Origin of the sequence: Streptacidiphilus sp. MAP5-3 (genome assembly GCF_041262505.1) — a bacterium.
In the GTDB taxonomy this organism is placed as follows: domain Bacteria; phylum Actinomycetota; class Actinomycetes; order Streptomycetales; family Streptomycetaceae; genus Streptacidiphilus.
Window position 1 is genome coordinate 37703 of sequence record NZ_JBGCCL010000023.1, and the last position, 16277, is coordinate 53979.

The window sequence follows — 16277 nt, forward strand, 5'->3', positions numbered from 1 at the left end:
CTGATCGTATCTACGCCCGGGGCGCACGTGTGGTTCCTCGCTCTTCCGGCCCACAGCAGGATGCCAGTGGACTGGTACCCCTCGCCGGTAGGGGGCATCCGCGTCTCACTCGTTCGGCCGGGCCTGGTTGCGGTCTCCGGCCAGGTGGCGGGCGGGTGAAGCGAGTGTGAGCGGACCCCCTCCGACGTGCTACTGTTCTTCTCGTCGGAAGGCGACACCGCAGAAAACGCGGAGCGGAAACAACCGGGAAAAGCCGGTTTGGAAGCTCCGGGAGACCTTCGGTAGAGTCGAAGACATCACCCAGATGCGCGGGTGGCGGAATAGGCAGACGCGCTGGATTCAGGTTCCAGTGCCCGAAAGGGCGTGGGGGTTCAACTCCCCCCTCGCGCACCATGAGAGTGGGCCTTGATCGTGACGGAAGTCACAATCAAGGCCCATTTTCCTTTTCCCTGTTCTGTAATTCCGAGGCTGATCGGGGGCTGATCCGGGCTGATTCGGGACTACTCCGCCTCGTCGGTTCTGCCGTTCCGCAGCAGCTCTGCCGCGTGGTCCGGCACATAGTGCTGCTCGTCACGCGGCGGGCGGACGTAGCCGGTGGGCCCCGGGCGGTCGGGGAACGCGATGGTGCGCGCGGGCTGCTCGGCGTAGGGGACGGCCGAGAGCAGGTGGGCGATCATGTTCAGCCGTGCGCGCTTCTTGTCCTCGCTCTCGACCACGTGCCAGCGGGCCTCGGGGATGTCGGTGTGGACGAGCATCTCGTCCTTGGCCCGGGAGTAGTCCTCCCAGCGGGTGATCGACTCCAGGTCCATCGGCGAGAGCTTCCAGCGCCGCATCGGGTCGTCCCGGCGGGCCCGGAAGCGGCGTTCCTGCTCGCGGTCGCTGACGGAGAACCAGTACTTGAGCAGGATGATCCCGTCCTCGACCAGCATCCGCTCGAAGATCGGGCACTGGTGCAGGAACCGGTGGTACTCGTCCTGGGTGCAGAAGCCCATGACCCGCTCCACCCCGGCGCGGTTGTACCAGCTGCGGTCGAAGAGGACGATCTTGCCCGCTGCGGGCAGGTGCTCGACGTAGCGCTGGAAGTACCACTGGCCGCGCTCGCGCTCGGTCGGCGCGGGCAGGGCGACGATCTGGGCGATGCGGGGGTTGAGGTACTGGGTGACGCGCTTGATCGCGCCGCCCTTCCCGGCGGCGTCGCGGCCCTCGAAGATGACGACCACTCGGGCGCCGGTGGCCCTGACCCACTCCTGGAGCGTCACCAACTCGGCCTGGAGGCGGAACAGCTCGTCGTCGTAGAGCTTCTTCGGCAGTCTGCCGCCGGCGTCGCGACGCTTCCCGGTCTTGCCCTTCTTCGTCATCGGACCACGATAGGTCCGCGAGATCGTTTCGGCGCGGTGGATCAGCGCTCGGCGTTGTAGCGCTCCAGCAGCACCGCGAAGTGCTCGACGTCGTCGTCGGACCAGTCGGCGAGGCGGCTGAGGAAGGCCTGACGGCGCTGTTCGCCGGCGGCGCGCAGCAGTTCCGCGCCGTGGTCGGAGGGCCGGATGATCTGGCCGCGCTGGTCTTCGGGGTCGGGGCTGCGCTCGACCAGGCCGAGCTTCTCCAGAGTGGCGATCTGGCGGCTGACGGTGGACTTGTCCAGCAGGAAGTGCGTGGCCAAGTCGGTGCCGCGGCAGCCGCCGCACTCGCGCAGGTGGTCCAGGATGGCGTAGCTGACCAGGGTCAGCCCGGGGTGGATCTGCGAGGCCATCGCCCGGGCGCGTCGGGAGAAGGCCGTCAGTTCGCGCTGGATGCTGTCGATGCCCTCGGTACGGGAGCGCGACTGAAGCGGGGTACTCATGGTTGCACTATACAACCAAGACTCGCGCTCCGCACACCGGTCTTCAGGCCCGGACCGGCAGAGGCAACTCGAACCAGACCACCTTGCCGACCGCCTTGCGGCTGGTCCCCCAGCGCGCCGACAGCTGACTGACCAGGCTCAACCCGCGTCCCTCCTCGTCCAGCGGCTCGGAGGGCTCCAGCGACGGCAGGTTGTGGTCGTCGTCGCTGACCTCCACCAACAGTTTGCCCACCCGCATCAGTTGGAGCTCGACGCTGCCCTTGGCGACCCGCAGGGCGTTTGTCACCAGCTCGCTGACCAGCAGTTGGGTCACCTCCGACAGCTCCGTGAGCCCCCAGCGGGTCAGCTGGTCCTGGACCAGGCTCCGGGAGCGGCGCACCTCGCTGGTGTCCAGGCGCAGCGACCAGGAGATCACGTCCTGCGGCGGAATGCCGTCGAACCGGGCGATCAGCAGCGCCAAGTCGTCGCTGCGGTCCTCCGTGTGCAGCCGCTCAAGCACGGTGTCGCAGACCTCTTCCGGGCTGCGCCGCGGGTCGACGATGTCGCCGCAGAGTGCGGCCAGGCCGTCCCCTATGTCGCCGCCGCGCATCTCCACCAGGCCGTCGGTGCAGAGCACCAGCATCGAGCCGTCGGTGACCTTGACCTCGCGCGAGGCGAACGGCACTCCGCCGACGCCGATCGGCGCGCCGGACGGGATCTCCAGCAGTTCACCGCGCCCGTCCGGATGGACCAGCACCGGCGGCACGTGCCCCGCGCTGGCCAGCGTGCAGGTCCGGGCGATCGGGTCGTAGACCGCGTAGAGGCAGGTGGCGAGATGGTCGTCGCCCAGACGCTGCGACAGGTTGTCGAGGTGGCGCAGGATCTGACCCGGCGGCAGGTCGAGCGCGGCCAGCGTCTGCAGCGCGGTGCGGAACCGGCCCATCGCGACGGCGGAGTGGAGACCGTGGCCCATCACGTCGCCGACCACCAACGCGACCCGGCTGCCGGGCAGTTGCACCGCGTCGAACCAGTCTCCGCCGACCTCGGCACGGCGGTCGCCGGGCAGGTAGCGGTGCGCCACCTGGACGCCGGGGATCCGCGGCGGTCGGGTCGGCAGCATGCTGCGCTGGAGGGTGAGGGCGGTGCGCGCCTCCATCCGGTGCAGCCGCGCGTTGTCGATCGAGAGCGCGGCGCGGGCTGCCAGTTCGCGCAGGTAGGAGGCGTCCGCCTCGTCGAAGGCGGGACGGTGGGCGTCCCGCAGCAGCACCAGCACGCCGAGCACCGTGCCGCGCGCGGCCAGCGGCAGCGTCAGCATGGACCGGCCCTCGAAGAGCGCGTCCAGCGCGGGCCCGCCCCGACCCGCCGCGCAGGCCCGGGCGGTGGCCGGGTCGACCCGCGGCACCAGCACCGGCTGGCCGTGGTCCAACGCGTAGCCGGACGGGGTGTCCTCGGCCAGGCTGACCAGGCTCCCCTCGACGACCAGGTGCTTCCACGGCAGCGTGGTGGGCCCGAAGGCGCAGGCGACCCGGCGCAGCGGGGCGGCGTCGTCCGCCCGGTCGCGCGGGGACTCGCTGTCGCTGATCAGCCGGTCGCTCAGCTCCACCGAGGCGAAGTCGGCGATGCCGGGGACCACGACGTCGCAGAGCTCGTGGACCGTCCGGTCCAGGTCGAGCGTGGTGCCGATGCGCGCGCCGACGTCACTGAGCAGGCGCAGCTGGGGGTTGACGGGCTGTTCGCCGTCGTCCGGCTCCGGGGTTTCGCTTCCGGTCAGGCTGACGCTGGGCCGGGAGGGCGGTCCGGTGAACGGGCCGTCGTCCTCGGCGCGTTCGCCGAACTCCGGGGGTTCTGCGAGCTCCGCGGGTTCGGTGGGTTCGGCGCGGGGGCGTGCCTGGGCCGGGACGGCCACGTGGCTGCGCAGCTCGCCGGTGTGCTCGGTCTGTTCGGTGAGGGCGTCTGCGAGAAGACCGTCGTCCTCGACCAGGTCCGCGCGCTCGGGGCGGAGCGGGGCGGGCGTCGTCTTGCTCGCGCCCTTGGCGTTGGTGTTGACGGTGGCGTTGGCGTTCGTCTTCGCCGTGCTCCGCGCCCTCGCGGGGACGGGAGGCTCGTGGTCGGGCACAGGGCTCAACGGCAGCGTCAGGCCGTCCAGCCGCAGCGCCGGTGCGCCCGCCTCGACCAGTTGTGCCAGCAGCGCCCGGCGGCGCTCGTCTGCGGCGCGGGGCAGCAGCGGCAGCAGGCGTCGGACCGTGCGTTCGCACGCATCCTTGCTCCCGCACGGCATGTGGACCGGCTCCGCGCTCAGGGCGCCGCCGCCCGGTCCGCCGGGCATCGCCGCGGTGAACGGCAGCAACTGCTCCCCGACGGCGATCCGCAGCCCCGGGCCGCGCAACTGCCGCGCGTCGGCGGCGAGGACGAGCATGCCGCGTCCGCTCGGCTCGACGGTGCGCCAGGCCCAGCAGTGGATCTTCACCAGCCGTCCGTCACGGTCCGTCACCGCCAACTCGCCCGCCCAGGGCCTGGCCACGCTGACCAGGTCGTCGAGACGGTCGAGCGCGTCGCCCGCCGACGGGCCGGAGAGGGGGAGAAGACCTGTGGTGGTGCGGTCCAGCACGTCGTTGCGGCGGTGCCCGAAGAGCTCCTCCGCGCCGAGGTTCCAGTGGGTGAGCCGACCGTCGGAGTCGACCGTCAGTGCGGCGAGTCGGGCCAGCACGACCACCCCGGGCACACCCTCCTCGGCGCCCGTCGCCTGCTGCGACGCCGCTGCGAAGGTCTCCTCCGTCATCTCACCCTCTCTCTGCGGCTCCGAAGGCTCCATGGGTTCGGGTACCCCAGGCAAGCACGATTCCTGCGGAGCTAACCCGATATTGGAGAACATTTGCCGTGTCCGGTTGTGCGCGCTGGCGCGCACGCCCTAGTGTGCGCCCTTCGTGCCGGAGACGGGGACAGTAGGGTGACGCGACGGATGCCCGCGTCAAAGAACGACCAGTGAGGTTCCTGATGACTACCGACCGTGTCGGCGAGCCGACGTCCCAGGCCCCCGTGCCCTGGACCGACCCGGAGGAGGCCGAACTGGAGGCGCGCGTCGTCCGCGCCGAGGCCGAGTGGGTCGACGCGGAGGTCGCGGTCGAGACTCTCCGGATCGAGCTCGACAACTTCGCGCTGGTGCACCACCAGCGGCTGGGCCCGATGTACGTCCGCCTCGACGAGCTGGACGCGCTGATCGCGGAGGTGCGCGCCGCCCGCAGCGGTGACGCGGAGGACCTGCGCCGCGCGTACGAGGCCCGCAGCGTGCTGGACCCGATGCCGGATCTGGAGGCCTTCTTCAACGGCACGGGGTCGGAGGGTGCGGAAGGCTCGCAGGATGGGGAGCAGCCGGCCGTCGCCATGCCGCAGGCCCCGGATCGCATCCGCCCGGACCGCGAGGCCCAGCGCCTCTTCCGCGACCTGGCCCGCCGCGCGCACCCCGACCTGGCCCAGGACCCGGAGGAGGTCACCCGTCGCGGCGAGTTCATCGCCCGCGTCAACGAGGCCTACGCGGCCGGCGACGTGCTGACGCTGGAGGCGCTGGCCCGCGAGTGGGCCGAGGGCGACCCGTCCGGCGTCCCGGCGTCCGGGACGCCGGAGCGTGCGGGGTGGCTGCGCCAGCGGCTGGACTGGCTGGAGAGCCGACTGCGCAGGCTGGAGCAGCTGCGCGCGGAGCTCGCGGACGGCCCGATGGGCCAACTGCTGATGCTGCTGCCGGACGACCCGGACGCGCTTCTCGAAGTTCTCGCGGAACAGTTGCTGGCGTCGGTGGCCGAGCGGCAGGCGGAGCTGGACTCTCTGCTCCAGTAGCCGGGGCAGCGGGGAAGTTGCACGTACCTCAGGGGCGCGGGGCTCTGCTCATGTGCGGCTCCGCCGCGTGGGCGCGACAATCCCCCTGCCTTCGGCGGGGGGACCCCCACCCCTGCCTTCGGCGGGGGGACCCCCACCCCTGCCTTCGGCGGGGGGACCCCCACCCCTGCCTTCGGCGGGGGGACCCCCACCTCACGCAGGTAGAGCACCGAATGCGCAGGGCCATCCGCTCATCAGTGGCTTCTCGCGCCGTTCCCCGCGCCCCTGGATGGTGCATGGCCCCCTGCGCACCGAATGTGTGCGTCACAATGGATGGGCCCACTCAGGAGAGCCTCAGGAGATCCGCATGTTCCAGCAGTCCGTCCCCACCGTCGACATCGCCTCCGTCCCGGCGGACGCCGTGCTGTTGGACGTGCGGGAGCAGGACGAGTGGGACGCGGGCCACGCGGAGAGCGCGCTGCACGTCCCGATGAGTGAGTTCGTCGCGCGGATCGGTGAGCTGCCGGAGGCCGAGCCGCTCTACGTCGTGTGCCGGGTCGGCGGGCGGTCCGCGCAGGTCGTGCAGTACCTGGTCCAGCAGGGCCGGAAGGCCGTCAACGTCGACGGCGGGATGCTGGCGTGGGACGCCGCCGGGCGCGGGATCGTCAGCGAGCAGGGTGACGCGTTCGTTCTGTAGTGCCGCGCCCGCACCCTAGCCAGCCGACCCGGAAGGGTCGAGCCGCGCTGCGCGCAGGCCGAGTTGGAAGCGGCTGCTTACCTCCAGGCGGCGCATCAGCTCGGTGATCAGGCGGCGTTCGGTGCGGAGCGAGACGCCGAGACGGCGGGCCGCCGCCTCGTCGGTGAGGCCCTGCGCGAGCAGGTCAAGCAGGGCCCGCTCCTCCGGCGTGACCAGGTCGTCGTTCCGCACCGGCACGTCCGCGCCGAAGGGGAGCGCCGCGCGCCAGACGGTCTGGAACAGCTCCCGGAGTCCGGCGACCGCGCCAGGCTCGCGGACCAGGGCCGCGCCACGGCCCGGCTCGGCCGGGTCCGCGGGGACGACGGCGACCTCGCCGTCCAGCAGTTGCAGCCGCAGCGGCAGCACCGGCGCCGTGCGGACTTGCGCGCCGAGGGAGACCAGGTGCTCGGCGTGGGCGCGCTTCGCCGGGTCGTTGACGACGCTGTCCAGGTAGACGGTGCGGACCGTGACTCCGCGCCGCAGCAGACCGTCGACCGTCGGGCCCAGCCGGACGCGCGGCGCCAGGGTCAGCACCTCCCGCCGCGCCTGGGCGGCCAGTTGCTCGACCCGGACCCGGACGGAGTCCGCGCCGAGCACGTACTCGGCCGGTGCGGCCGGGCCGCGCTCCGCGGCGGCGGCCGAGACGTCGGCGACCAACTCCTCGATGGAGTCCCGGGCCTGGGCCAGGTCGCGCTGGTCGCGGGCCGCCTGTGCCTGCCGCTCGGCGAGCAGCGCGTGCAGGGCGGGACCGGGGCTGACCGGGCGCAGCTCCCCGCCGGCCCGGCCCGACCCGCCGGACCAGGAGAGCAGGGACAGCTCCACCAGCCGCTCCACGATCGCGTCGACCTGCGGACGCGGGAGGCGGAGGGCGGTGGGGAGCGCGTCGAGGCGGGTGTCCGGGCGGGTGAGCAGCAGGCGGTAGAGCCGCTCCTGCTCGGGTTCCAGACCCAGCGCGGCGAGACCCGGCGCGGTCGGCATGACGTCCCCCTTCGTCCAGTGCGCGCTACGTTCGGTGGTCAGTCTGCCAACGGACGGGAACCGCAGGTCGTCGTGGTCCGCAGGGTGAACAGCGGCAGCAGGCGTTGGGCCAGCGGGCCGATCGAGACCGCGTAGGCGACGGTGCCGATGCCGACCGGGCCGCCGAGCAGCCAGCCGCCGCCGAGCGCGCCGAGCTCGATCAGGGTGCGGGTGCCGCGCAGCGAGAGACCGCGGGCGGCGAGCCCGGTCATCAGGCCGTCCCGCGGACCCGCGCCCAGGCCCGCGCCGATGTAGCAGGCGGTGGCCACGCCGTTGAGCAGGATCGACCCGACCAGCAGCGCCACCCGGACCGGCAGCGCGTGCGGAGTCGGGCAGAGGGCCAGCGTCGCGTCGGTGAAGGGGCCGACGAGCAGGCCGTCGAGGATCGTGCCGAGGCCGGGCCGCTGGCGCAGCGGCAGCCAGAGGGCGAGCACCAGCAGGCTGGTGAGCACCGCGGCGGTGCCGACGGAGAGGCCGGTGACCTGGTGCAGGCCCTGGTGCAGCACGGTCCACGGGTCGACCCCGAAGCCCGCGCGGAGCAGCAGCGCGGTGCTCGCGCCGTAGAGGACCAGGCCGATGTTGAGCTGGACCAGCGGCCGGATCTGCCGCCGCAGTCGCGGTCGCGCGCCCGGGGTGGACTGGGTGGACGGGGTGGACGAGGAGGTCGGGGACGGGGTCGGGGCGAGGGCGGTCTGGCTCATGGTCGTCAGTCTGGTCGGCGCGGGCAGCCGTGCGGGGCCCGTGGGCCTGGCACAAACCGTCCGGGACGGAACATGCCAGCCGTGCTCCGGCCCTGGCGGCGCCCTTGTCCTGGGACGGCAGCCGGGGTATCAACGCTGTGGCACATCAGCTGACGATGCGTCAGAAACGAAGCGTCAGAAACGGATGGAGGCTGCCGGATGAGCGCACTCGTGGACGCGGTGCTGGCGCAGCGCGGCGGGGAGCGGCCCGCGCTGGTCGGGGAGGGGTTCCGGCACTCGCGGGACGCCGTGCTGCGGATGGCCTGTGCCCGCGCCGCGCTGCTCGGCGAGCGGCTGGCGAGGGCGGAGTACCCGCACGTCGGGCTGCTGCTGGAGAACACCCCCGAGTACGTCTGCTGGCTGCAGGCCGCCGCGCTGGCCGGGGCGACCGTGGTCGGGATCAACCCGACCCGGCGCGGACCGGACCTGCTGCGCGACATCCGGCACACCGACTGCGCGCTGCTGGTCACCGAGCAGCGGCTGCTGCCGCTGCTGGCCGGGCTGGACCTCGGCGGCAGCCACGGCACCGACGGCGGCCACGTCACTGGCGGGAGCCACGGCACTGACGGCGGCCACGTCACCGGTGGCAGCGGCGGTGCCGCCCCGCCCGTCCTCGTCGTCGACGGTCCGGACTTCGCGGCGACGCTGCTCCCCTACGCCGACGCCGAGCCGCCGCGCTCGCTGCCCGCGCCCGACACCCGGCTGCTGCTGACCTTCACCTCCGGCTCGACCGGTGCGCCCAAGGCGGTCATGTGCAGCCAGGGCCGGATCGCCCGCGCGGGCGACAAGCTGCGCGCGCAGTACGGGCTCACCGACGCCGACACCGGATACGCCTGCATGCCGCTCTTCCACGGCAACGCGCTGATGGGCCTGTGGGCGCCGCTGCTGACGGCGGGCGGCGCGATCGCGCTGCGCCGCCGCTTCTCCGCCTCCCACTTCCTGGACGACGTAAGGGAGTTCGGAGCGGGCTACTTCACCTATGTGGGTCGCGCGGTCTCCTATGTGCTGGCCACCGACGAGCGCGCCGACGACGGGGAGAACCCGCTGCGGCTGGGCTTCGGCACCGAGGCGGGCGCGGTCGACGCGCGGCGGTTCGAGCAGCGCTTCGGCTGCCGCCTGGTGGAGGGGTACGGCTCCTCCGAGGGCGGCTGCAACCTGCAGCAGGATCCAGCCGCGCCGCCCGGAGCGGTCGGCAGGAAGGGCTCAGGCCCGAACGACGACCTCGCCGTCGTCGACCCCGAGACCGGCGCGGAGTGCCCGCCGTCCCGCCGCGACGCGGCCGGTCGGCTGCTCAACGGCGACGAGGCGATCGGCGAGCTGGTCAACCGCAACGCCCGTGCGGGCTTCGAGGGTTACTGGCGCAACGAGGAGGCGGGCTCGGCCCGGCTCCGCAACGGCTGGTACTGGACCGGGGACCTGTTCCACCGGGACGCCGACGGTTGGCTCCACTTCGCGGGCCGCAGCGCCGACTGGCTGCGGGTCGACAGCGAGAACCTGGCCGTCGCCGACATCGAGAACATCCTGGCCCGCTGGGACTCGGCCGCGGCCGTCGCCGTCTACGCGGTGCCGGACCCGGTGGCGGGGGACCAGGTGATGGCCGCCGTCGAGCTGCGCCCGGACGCGGCCGGGCGCGCCGCCGTCGATCCGGAGCAGCGGCCGGAGCAGCTGGCCGCCGCGTTCGCCCGGTTCCTCGCCGCGCAGCCCGACCTCGGGACCAAGATGCCGCCGCGCTTCGTCCGCTTCGTGTCCCGGATGCCGGTGACGGCGACCCACAAGACCGCCAAGACCGGCCTGCGCGACGAGCGTTGGGACGCGGTCGGCCCGGATCTGGTGCTCTGGCGGCCCTTCGAGCACTGGGACGCCGACGCCGCCCTCGCCTACCGCCGGTTCGAGCCGTCCGACCGGGAGAAGGTGGCCGCGCTCTTCGCCGAGCACGGACGCGCGGACGTCGTCATGCGAAACCGCGTCGCCCAGAACCGGGTAGCCCAGAACCGGGTAGCCCAGAACCGCGACGCCCAGATCCTCGTCGCAGGAAACTCCGTCGGGCCAAATCAGGTGCCCGAGCAGGGCTGATCGGCAATGATGAGCCCGGACGGGTGAATCCCGCCCCGACGGCCGGATCGTTGGAGAGGCTCACATGACCGACAGCACCGCCGAGACCCAAGCCCAGCAGGCCCATCAGCTCCGCGACGACCGCGTCGAGCTGCGTCCGATCACCATCCCTGCGGCGGCGGACCTGCGGTCCGGCGGCAAGGGCGGCTTCGCCTGGGTCCACGACGGCCCGTTCGGGGGAACCCTGGACGCCTGCGGTGCGCTGCTCAAGGCGGACGCCGCGGGCGTCTACCAGCAGGCCTGGGGTGCCTGGGCGGTGATCCGCCGCGCCGACGGCTTGGCGATCGGTGGCTGCGGCTTCCACGGTGCGCCGCTCGACGGTGTGGTGGAGATCGGCTACGACCTCGCGGCGTCCGCGCGCGGCCAGGGCTTCGCCAGTGCCGCCGCACGCCTGGTCACCGCGTACGCGCTGGCCCACGACGGCGTGGACCTGGTCGTCGCCCACACCGACCCCGCCAACGCCGCCTCCCAGGCCGTGCTGACCCGCGTCGGCTTCGCCCGCGACGGCGCGGACGGCGACCTGTTCCGCTTCGTGCATCCGCGTCGCTGACGCGCACTGGTGGGTGACGCAGGCGGGCGGCTGGGACAACTTCCCTGCCGCCCGCCCGCCGTATGTGTCGTACCGTCCGCTCAGACGAAGCGCAGCAGCCGGGCCGGGGACTCGACCGCGTCGGCCACGAAGCGGAGGAAGCCGCCCGCCGTCGCGCCGTCGCAGACCCGGTGGTCGAAGGTGAACGACAGCTGCACCACGCTGCGCACCACGAGCTCGTCGTCGCCGACCACCCACGGCTTGCGTGCGATCCGGCCCACCCCGAGCATCGCCGCCTCGGGGTGGTTGATGATCGGCGTCGAGCCGTCCACGCCGAAGACGCCGTAGTTGTTGAGGGTGAACGTCCCGCCGGTCAGCTCGGCGGGTGTGAGCGTCCCGGCTCGCGCGGACTCGGTCAGCCGCGCCATCTCCTCGGCCAGGCCCGCCGTGGAGCGCAGCTGCGCGTCGCGGACGACCGGGACGACGAGGCCGCGATCGGTCGAGGCGGCGAAGCCGAGGTGGACCGCGCCGTGCCGTCGCGCGCCGGTGGGCCTGCCGTCCGGGCCTAGCTCGACGCTCGCGTTCAGCGCCGGGTACTGGGCGAGCGCCGCCACGCAGATCCGGGCGAAGAGCGGCAGCACGCCGACGCCGACGGCGGCCTTGGCCTCCAGCAGCGCGGTCGCATCCGCGTCCACCCAGCAGGTGGCGTCCGGGATCTCGCTCCGGCTGCGGGTGAAGCGTTCGGCCGCGACCCGCGTGGCGGCCCGGAAGGCGACGAACTCGCCCTCGGCGGTGGAGGGTTGGAGCGGACCGCTACTCGCCGCCTGCACAGCTTTCTCGACGTCTCCGCGCATGATCAGCCCGTCCCGGCCGGTGCCAACGACGGTGGCCAGGTCCACCCCGCTCTCCCGCGCGAAGCGACGCACGAGCGGGGAGATGACGGCGACCGCACCGGCCTCACGAGTTGGGGCCGGCGTTGCGACAACGACCGGCTGCGCCGGGGCGGTTGCCGCTGCGGTTGTCGCTGCGGTTGTTGCTCCGGGGTGCGCAACCCGCCTGCGGCGCGGACCGGTCGCGTGGCTGGTTCCGTAGCCGACCAGCACGTTGCCGGAGCCGGAGTCCTGCGAGCCGGAGGACGTGCCGGACGCCACGCCGGCCGTCGCCGACTCGCTCACCGCGACGGTGATCAGCGGTGCGCCGACCGGGACTTCGGTGCCCTCCGGCCCGGCCAGCGTGGTGACCACGCCGCCGTACGGGCAGGGCACCTCAACGACCGCCTTGGCCGTCTCCACCTCCGCGATCGGCTGGTCGACGGCGATGACGTCGCCGACCGCGACCAGCCAGCGGACGATCTCGCCGGAGGTGAGGCCCTCGCCGAGGTCGGGCAGGGCGAATTCGCGTACCGAGGCCATGGCCGTCACTGCTCCCACTGGAGTCGGGCCACGGCGTCGAGGATGCGGTCGACGCCGGGGAGGTGGTGCCGTTCCAGCATCGGCGGCGGGTAGGGGATGTCGAAGCCCGTGACCCGTAGCACCGGCGCGGCCAGGTGGTGGAAGCAGCGCTCCATGACGCGCGCCGCGATCTCCGCGCCCATGCCGCCGAAGCCGGAGGCCTCGTGCACGACCACCGCGCGTCCGGTCGCCCGGACCGCCGCGCAGACGGTCTCGTCGTCGAAGGGGACCAGTGAGCGCAGGTCGACCACGGACAGGTCCCAGCCCTCGGCCTTGGCCGCCTCGGCGGCCTCCAAGCAGATGGGCACGGACGGGCCGTAGGTCAGCAGCGTCGCCGAGGTGCCCTGGCGACGGACGATCGCGCGGCCGATCGGCGGGGCCGGCTGCGGGGTGAACTCGTCCTTGGACCAGTAGAGCCGCTTCGGCTCCAGGAAGACGACCGGGTCGTCGGAGGCGATGGACGCCCGCAGCAGCCCGTACGCGTCGCCGACCGTCGCCGGGGTGACCACGTGCAGGCCGGGGGTGTGCGCGTAGTACGCCTCGCTGGAGTCGCTGTGGTGCTCGACGCCGCCGATGCCGCCGCCGTAGGGGACCCGGATGGTGATCGGCAGCGGCATCCTCCCGGCGGTGCGGTTGCGCATCTTGGCGACGTGCGAGACGAGTTGCTCGAACGCCGGGTAGGCGAAGGCGTCGAACTGCATCTCCACGACCGGCCGCAGGCCGTACATGGCCATGCCGACGGCGGTGCCGAGAATGCCGGCCTCGGCCAGCGGGGTGTCCAGGCAGCGCTGTGCGCCGAACTCGGCGGCCAGGCCGTCGGTGATCCGGAAGACCCCGCCGAGCGTGCCGACGTCCTCACCGAGGACGTGCACGTCGGGGTCCTCGCGCAGCGAGTCGCGCAGCGCGGTGTTGAGCGCCTGGGCAAGCGTGGCTGTCGTCATTCTGCTTCGGCCTCCGCGGCGAGTTCCGCTGCCAGGAGGGCCGCCTGTTCGCGCAGTTGGGGGGTGGGTTCGGCGTAGACGTGGGCGAAGAGGGACATCGGGTCCAGCTCCGGGTCGGCGTGGAACTCGGCGCGCATCTCGGCGGCCAGGGCCTCGGCCGCCTCGGTCGCCTCCGCGACGCCCGCGTCGTCGATCAGGCCGTGGTCGCGCAGGTGCTGCTCCAGCATCGCCAGCGGGTCGCGGGCCTGCCAGGCGGAGACCTCGTCCGGGGTGCGGTAGCGGGTCGCGTCGTCGGCGTTGGTGTGCGCCTCCAGGCGGTAGGTGACCGCCTCGACCAGCACCGGGCCGCGGCCGGAGCGGGCGTGCTCGACGGCTTCGCGGAGGACGGTGTGCATCGCGGCCGCGTCGTTGCCGTCGACCAGACGGCCGCTGATGCCGTAGCCGACGGCCTTGTGCGCCAGCGTCGGCGCGGCGGACTGCTTGGCCAGCGGGACGGAGATCGCATAGCCGTTGTTCTGCACCAGGAAGACCACCGGCGCGTTCAGCACGCCCGCGAAGTTGAGCGCCTCGTGGAAGTCTCCCTCGCTGGTGCCGCCGTCGCCGACCATGGTCAGCGCGACCACGTCGTCGCCGCGCAACTGGGCCCCATGGGCGAGCCCGACCGCGTGCGGTGCCTGGGTGGCCAGCGGGGTGGAGAGCGGGGCGACCTTGTGCTCGTACGGGTCGTAGCCGCTGTGGGCGTTGCCGCGCAGCAGGGTCAGCGCATCGAGCGGGCGGACGCCGCGCGAGACGACCGCGAGCGTGTCGCGGTAGCTGGGGAAGAGCCAGTCGGTGGGGCGCAGCGTGGTCGCGGCGGCGATCTGGCAGGCCTCCTGGCCGGTGGAGGCGGGGTAGACGGCGAGGCGGCCCTGCTTGGTCAGGGTGGTGGCCTGCTGGTTGTAGCGGCGGCCCGCGACCAGGCGGCGGTAGAGGTCCCGGAGCAGCTCCGGGTCCAGCTTGGCCGCGGCCTCGGTGCCGAGGATGCGGAACGGCTCGGGATCGGGCAGCAGTGGCGCCGGGTCGCGGCGCGGGCCGTGGGCGTCGGGCGGCCAGACAGAGCCGAGCGGCGCGCCCGAGGGTTGGTCGAGAAGGGTCATCTCGGCACCTCCAGGGGGTGGGGTTGGGGGTGACGCTGGGTTGGCCCGGTGAGGGTGGGGTGGTGCGGGCAGCAGAGGTCCACTCGGGGTACCGGGAGGACCGCGGAGAGGGCGTCTCTCCCTACCGATTGTTCGGTCGAGAGATCGAACTGACTACTCTTGCGCCGCAGAGATGGACAAACGGTTCCATCGGCGCTTCATTGGAATCAGGTCGTCCACCATGGGAGGGCAGGGGGCCATGACCGCTGAACAGATGGCCACGGGGGCGGAGCAGCGTCCGCTGGACCGGATCGACAAGGCGATCCTGCGGCTGTTGCAGCAGGACGGGCGTGCCTCGATCCGCTCGGTCGCCGAGCGGGTGCACGTCTCCCGGGCCAACGCGTACGCGCGGATCGCGCGGATGGTGCAGGACGGGGTGATCCGCGGTTTCACCGCCAGGGTCGACCACGAACGCGCAGGTCAGGGCGCGTCCGCCTACGTCACGCTGAAGGTGGTGCAGAACTCCTGGCGGAGCGTGCGCAGTGCGCTGCTTGAGCTGCCGGGGGTGGAGCACATCGCGCTGGTGGGCGGGGAGTTCGACGTGCTGATGCTGGTGCACACGGTCGACAACCGGGCGCTGCGCGAGCTGGTGCTCAATCGGATCCAGTCGATCCCGGGCGTGCTGGGCACCCAGACGCTGCTGGTCTTCGAGGAGACGGACCGGATACCGGTCATGCCTGAGCTGGACAAGTAGCCCGAGAGCCGCAGGCCGGCTGGACGTTCGGCCTCAGGGCGCGCGCAGGCCGTGGAAGGCGAGCTCGGTGACGGCGTCCACCACGCGGGCGGCGGCACGGTCGTCCGCGTCCGGGCGGTACCACTCGACCAGCGAGTTGATCATGCCGAAGAGCAGGCGGGTGGCCAGCCTCGGCTCCACGTCCGCGCGCAGTTGGCCCTCGGCGACCGCCTCGGCCACCAACTCGGCCACCCGGTGGTCGAACTCGCGGCGGCGCTGCAGTGCCCACTGCTCGGCGGCGGTGTTGCCGCGCACCCGCAGCAGCAGTGTGACGTACGGGAGTTCGGCCAGCAGCACCTCGGTGGTGCGGTGCACCACGTGCTCCAGGCGCGAGATCGCCGTGCCGCTCCGGGCCTCGGGCTCGTCGAGGATGGCGAAGAGGCCGTCCAGGGCGCGGCCCACGGCCAGCCGGAGCAGCTCCTCCTTGCCCTTGACGTGGTGGTAGATCGAGGACTTGGAGATCCCGGCCGCCCGCGACAGGTCCTCCATCGACGTGCCGTCGTAGCCACGCTCGTTGAAGACGCCGACGGTGACGGCGAGCAACGTGTCGACCGTGTAGCTGTCTCGGCGCGTGGGGCGGGAGGTCTCGACCATGGGGTCGAGTATCACATCACCTGCTTGCTCCGTCGCTCCAGCATGGTCACATCACGCCAGCGGCCCTGCGGGGTGCGGCCGATCCGCTCGCGGGTGCCGACCACGCGGAAGCCCGCGGTGGTGTGGAGCGCCAGACTGGCGGTGTTCTCCGGGAAGATCCCGGCCTGCAGCGTCCAGACACCGGCCGCCTCGGTGGACGCGATCAGCGCGTCCAGCAGTGCCCGGCCGACACCGCGTCCGCGCGCGTCGGCACCGACGTAGATGCCGACTTCCAGCACGCCGGCGTAGGCGGGGCGGGAGGAGACTGCGCTGGTCGCGGCCCAGCCGAGGACGGTCGCGGCGGCCTCCGGGCCACCGTCGTCGAGAGCGACCAGGCGGTGGGCGGGGAGCCGGCCGCGGTCGAAGGCCTCCCAGGTCGGCACCTCGGTCTCGAAGGTGGCGTTCCCGGTCTCGATGCCCTGGCGGTAGGCGGCGAGCACCGCGTCCGCGTGCTCGGCCCGCATCGGGGAGATGGCGATCACGGAACCAGGGTAGGGCCGCCGGATGATTGTGGTGCTATAACTGTTATAGACGTACAACTACTTCTGATACTGCTTCAGCTACCACTTCCGGGGGCGAGG

At 72.7% G+C, this 16277-nt stretch carries 15 protein-coding genes and 1 tRNA gene; 6 read left to right on the forward strand and 10 right to left on the reverse strand.

Translation table 11 applies throughout. The features are described from left to right. The first annotated feature begins 306 nt into the window (after positions 1-306). A tRNA-Leu gene (locus ABH928_RS27235) sits at positions 307-393 on the forward strand. A gap of 107 nt (positions 394-500) precedes the next feature. On the opposite strand, the gene ppk2 is transcribed toward ABH928_RS27235, so the two are convergent. The 3 genes from ppk2 to ABH928_RS27250 are packed head-to-tail and all read right to left on the reverse strand — an operon-like array spanning position 501 to position 4598. Continuing rightward, a complete protein-coding gene (gene ppk2 / locus ABH928_RS27240) occupies positions 501-1358 on the reverse strand; it encodes a polyphosphate kinase 2 (RefSeq protein ID WP_370071123.1) in 858 nt (285 codons plus the stop codon). A gap of 41 nt (positions 1359-1399) precedes the next feature. Continuing rightward, positions 1400-1840 carry a MarR family winged helix-turn-helix transcriptional regulator gene (locus tag ABH928_RS27245; protein ID WP_370071125.1) on the reverse strand — a complete coding sequence of 147 codons (441 nt, stop codon included), beginning with the start codon at positions 1838-1840 and terminating at the stop codon, positions 1400-1402. A 43-nt stretch (positions 1841-1883) separates the two neighbouring features. Further along, complete coding sequence (locus ABH928_RS27250) at positions 1884-4598, reverse strand: SpoIIE family protein phosphatase (RefSeq protein ID WP_370071127.1); 2715 nt, start codon at positions 4596-4598, stop codon at positions 1884-1886. A 215-nt stretch (positions 4599-4813) separates the two neighbouring features. Here ABH928_RS27250 and ABH928_RS27255 point away from each other — a divergent pair, with 215 nt between their 5' ends. Together ABH928_RS27255 and ABH928_RS27260 are read left to right on the forward strand one after the other, a co-directional pair. Next, complete coding sequence (locus ABH928_RS27255; protein WP_370071129.1) at positions 4814-5650, forward strand: hypothetical protein; 837 nt, start codon at positions 4814-4816, stop codon at positions 5648-5650. Positions 5651-5996: 346 nt separating this feature from the next. Beyond that, entirely contained in the window at positions 5997-6326 is a 330-nt protein-coding gene (locus tag ABH928_RS27260) for a rhodanese-like domain-containing protein (protein ID WP_370071131.1), read from the forward strand. A gap of 15 nt (positions 6327-6341) precedes the next feature. On the opposite strand, the gene ABH928_RS27265 is transcribed toward ABH928_RS27260, so the two are convergent. After that, positions 6342-7343, reverse strand: a complete 1002-nt coding sequence (locus ABH928_RS27265) for a LuxR C-terminal-related transcriptional regulator (RefSeq protein WP_370071133.1) — start codon at positions 7341-7343, stop codon at positions 6342-6344. Positions 7344-7381: 38 nt separating this feature from the next. Beyond that, a complete protein-coding gene (locus ABH928_RS27270) occupies positions 7382-8083 on the reverse strand; it encodes a YitT family protein (protein ID WP_370071135.1) in 702 nt (233 codons plus the stop codon). A gap of 198 nt (positions 8084-8281) precedes the next feature. Here ABH928_RS27270 and ABH928_RS27275 point away from each other — a divergent pair, with 198 nt between their 5' ends. After that, positions 8282-10195 (forward strand): AMP-binding protein, encoded by a 1914-nt coding sequence (locus ABH928_RS27275; protein ID WP_370071137.1) that lies wholly within the window; start codon positions 8282-8284, stop codon positions 10193-10195. A gap of 64 nt (positions 10196-10259) precedes the next feature. Then, positions 10260-10784 carry a GNAT family N-acetyltransferase gene (locus ABH928_RS27280; RefSeq protein WP_370071139.1) on the forward strand — a complete coding sequence of 175 codons (525 nt, stop codon included), beginning with the start codon at positions 10260-10262 and terminating at the stop codon, positions 10782-10784. Between the two features lie 80 nt (positions 10785-10864). Here the strand turns inward: ABH928_RS27280 and ABH928_RS27285 are convergent, their stop codons facing one another. Genes ABH928_RS27285 through pdhA form a run of 3 tightly spaced genes read right to left on the reverse strand, consistent with a single transcriptional unit; the run spans position 10865 to position 14291 of the window. Continuing rightward, positions 10865-12175, reverse strand: coding sequence for a dihydrolipoamide acetyltransferase family protein (locus ABH928_RS27285; RefSeq protein WP_370071141.1), 1311 nt, complete (start codon positions 12173-12175; stop codon positions 10865-10867). 5 nt (positions 12176-12180) lie between these two features. Next, positions 12181-13155 (reverse strand): alpha-ketoacid dehydrogenase subunit beta, encoded by a 975-nt coding sequence (locus ABH928_RS27290; protein ID WP_370071143.1) that lies wholly within the window; start codon positions 13153-13155, stop codon positions 12181-12183. Continuing rightward, the gene (pdhA, locus tag ABH928_RS27295) at positions 13152-14291 is read right to left on the reverse strand and encodes a pyruvate dehydrogenase (acetyl-transferring) E1 component subunit alpha (RefSeq protein WP_370071145.1); all 1140 of its coding nucleotides are present in this window, start codon (positions 14289-14291) and stop codon (positions 13152-13154) included. Before pdhA ends, ABH928_RS27290 begins: the two co-directional genes overlap by 4 nt. A gap of 238 nt (positions 14292-14529) precedes the next feature. Here pdhA and ABH928_RS27300 point away from each other — a divergent pair, with 238 nt between their 5' ends. Next, complete coding sequence (locus tag ABH928_RS27300; protein WP_370071147.1) at positions 14530-15024, forward strand: Lrp/AsnC family transcriptional regulator; 495 nt, start codon at positions 14530-14532, stop codon at positions 15022-15024. 33 nt (positions 15025-15057) lie between these two features. Here ABH928_RS27300 and ABH928_RS27305 read toward each other — a convergent pair whose 3' ends face one another. Continuing rightward, positions 15058-15657: a TetR/AcrR family transcriptional regulator gene (locus ABH928_RS27305; RefSeq protein WP_370071149.1), complete on the reverse strand. Its 600-nt coding sequence runs from the start codon at positions 15655-15657 to the stop codon at positions 15058-15060. An 11-nt stretch (positions 15658-15668) separates the two neighbouring features. Then, positions 15669-16160 carry an N-acetyltransferase family protein gene (locus ABH928_RS27310; protein WP_370071252.1) on the reverse strand — a complete coding sequence of 164 codons (492 nt, stop codon included), beginning with the start codon at positions 16158-16160 and terminating at the stop codon, positions 15669-15671. Between the last annotated feature and the right edge of the window lie 117 nt (positions 16161-16277).

Excerpts from the sequence above, each read along its gene's own strand:
- ABH928_RS27245 (WP_370071125.1), bottom strand. The coding sequence starts at position 1,840 with ATGAGTACCCCGCTTCAGTCGCGCTCCCGTACCGAGGGCATCGACAGC.
- ABH928_RS27275 (WP_370071137.1), top strand. The coding sequence starts at position 8,282 with ATGAGCGCACTCGTGGACGCGGTGCTGGCGCAGCGCGGCGGGGAGCGG.
- ABH928_RS27310 (WP_370071252.1), bottom strand. The coding sequence starts at position 16,160 with ATGCGGGCCGAGCACGCGGACGCGGTGCTCGCCGCCTACCGCCAGGGC.
- ABH928_RS27270 (WP_370071135.1), bottom strand. The coding sequence starts at position 8,083 with ATGAGCCAGACCGCCCTCGCCCCGACCCCGTCCCCGACCTCCTCGTCC.
- ppk2 (WP_370071123.1), bottom strand. The coding sequence starts at position 1,358 with ATGACGAAGAAGGGCAAGACCGGGAAGCGTCGCGACGCCGGCGGCAGA.
- ABH928_RS27260 (WP_370071131.1), top strand. The coding sequence starts at position 5,997 with ATGTTCCAGCAGTCCGTCCCCACCGTCGACATCGCCTCCGTCCCGGCG.
- ABH928_RS27305 (WP_370071149.1), bottom strand. The coding sequence starts at position 15,657 with ATGGTCGAGACCTCCCGCCCCACGCGCCGAGACAGCTACACGGTCGAC.
- pdhA (WP_370071145.1), bottom strand. The coding sequence starts at position 14,291 with ATGACCCTTCTCGACCAACCCTCGGGCGCGCCGCTCGGCTCTGTCTGG.
- ABH928_RS27290 (WP_370071143.1), bottom strand. The coding sequence starts at position 13,155 with ATGACGACAGCCACGCTTGCCCAGGCGCTCAACACCGCGCTGCGCGAC.
- ABH928_RS27300 (WP_370071147.1), top strand. The coding sequence starts at position 14,530 with ATGACCGCTGAACAGATGGCCACGGGGGCGGAGCAGCGTCCGCTGGAC.
- ABH928_RS27250 (WP_370071127.1), bottom strand. The coding sequence starts at position 4,598 with ATGACGGAGGAGACCTTCGCAGCGGCGTCGCAGCAGGCGACGGGCGCC.
- ABH928_RS27280 (WP_370071139.1), top strand. The coding sequence starts at position 10,260 with ATGACCGACAGCACCGCCGAGACCCAAGCCCAGCAGGCCCATCAGCTC.
- ABH928_RS27285 (WP_370071141.1), bottom strand. The coding sequence starts at position 12,175 with ATGGCCTCGGTACGCGAATTCGCCCTGCCCGACCTCGGCGAGGGCCTC.
- ABH928_RS27265 (WP_370071133.1), bottom strand. The coding sequence starts at position 7,343 with ATGCCGACCGCGCCGGGTCTCGCCGCGCTGGGTCTGGAACCCGAGCAG.
- ABH928_RS27255 (WP_370071129.1), top strand. The coding sequence starts at position 4,814 with ATGACTACCGACCGTGTCGGCGAGCCGACGTCCCAGGCCCCCGTGCCC.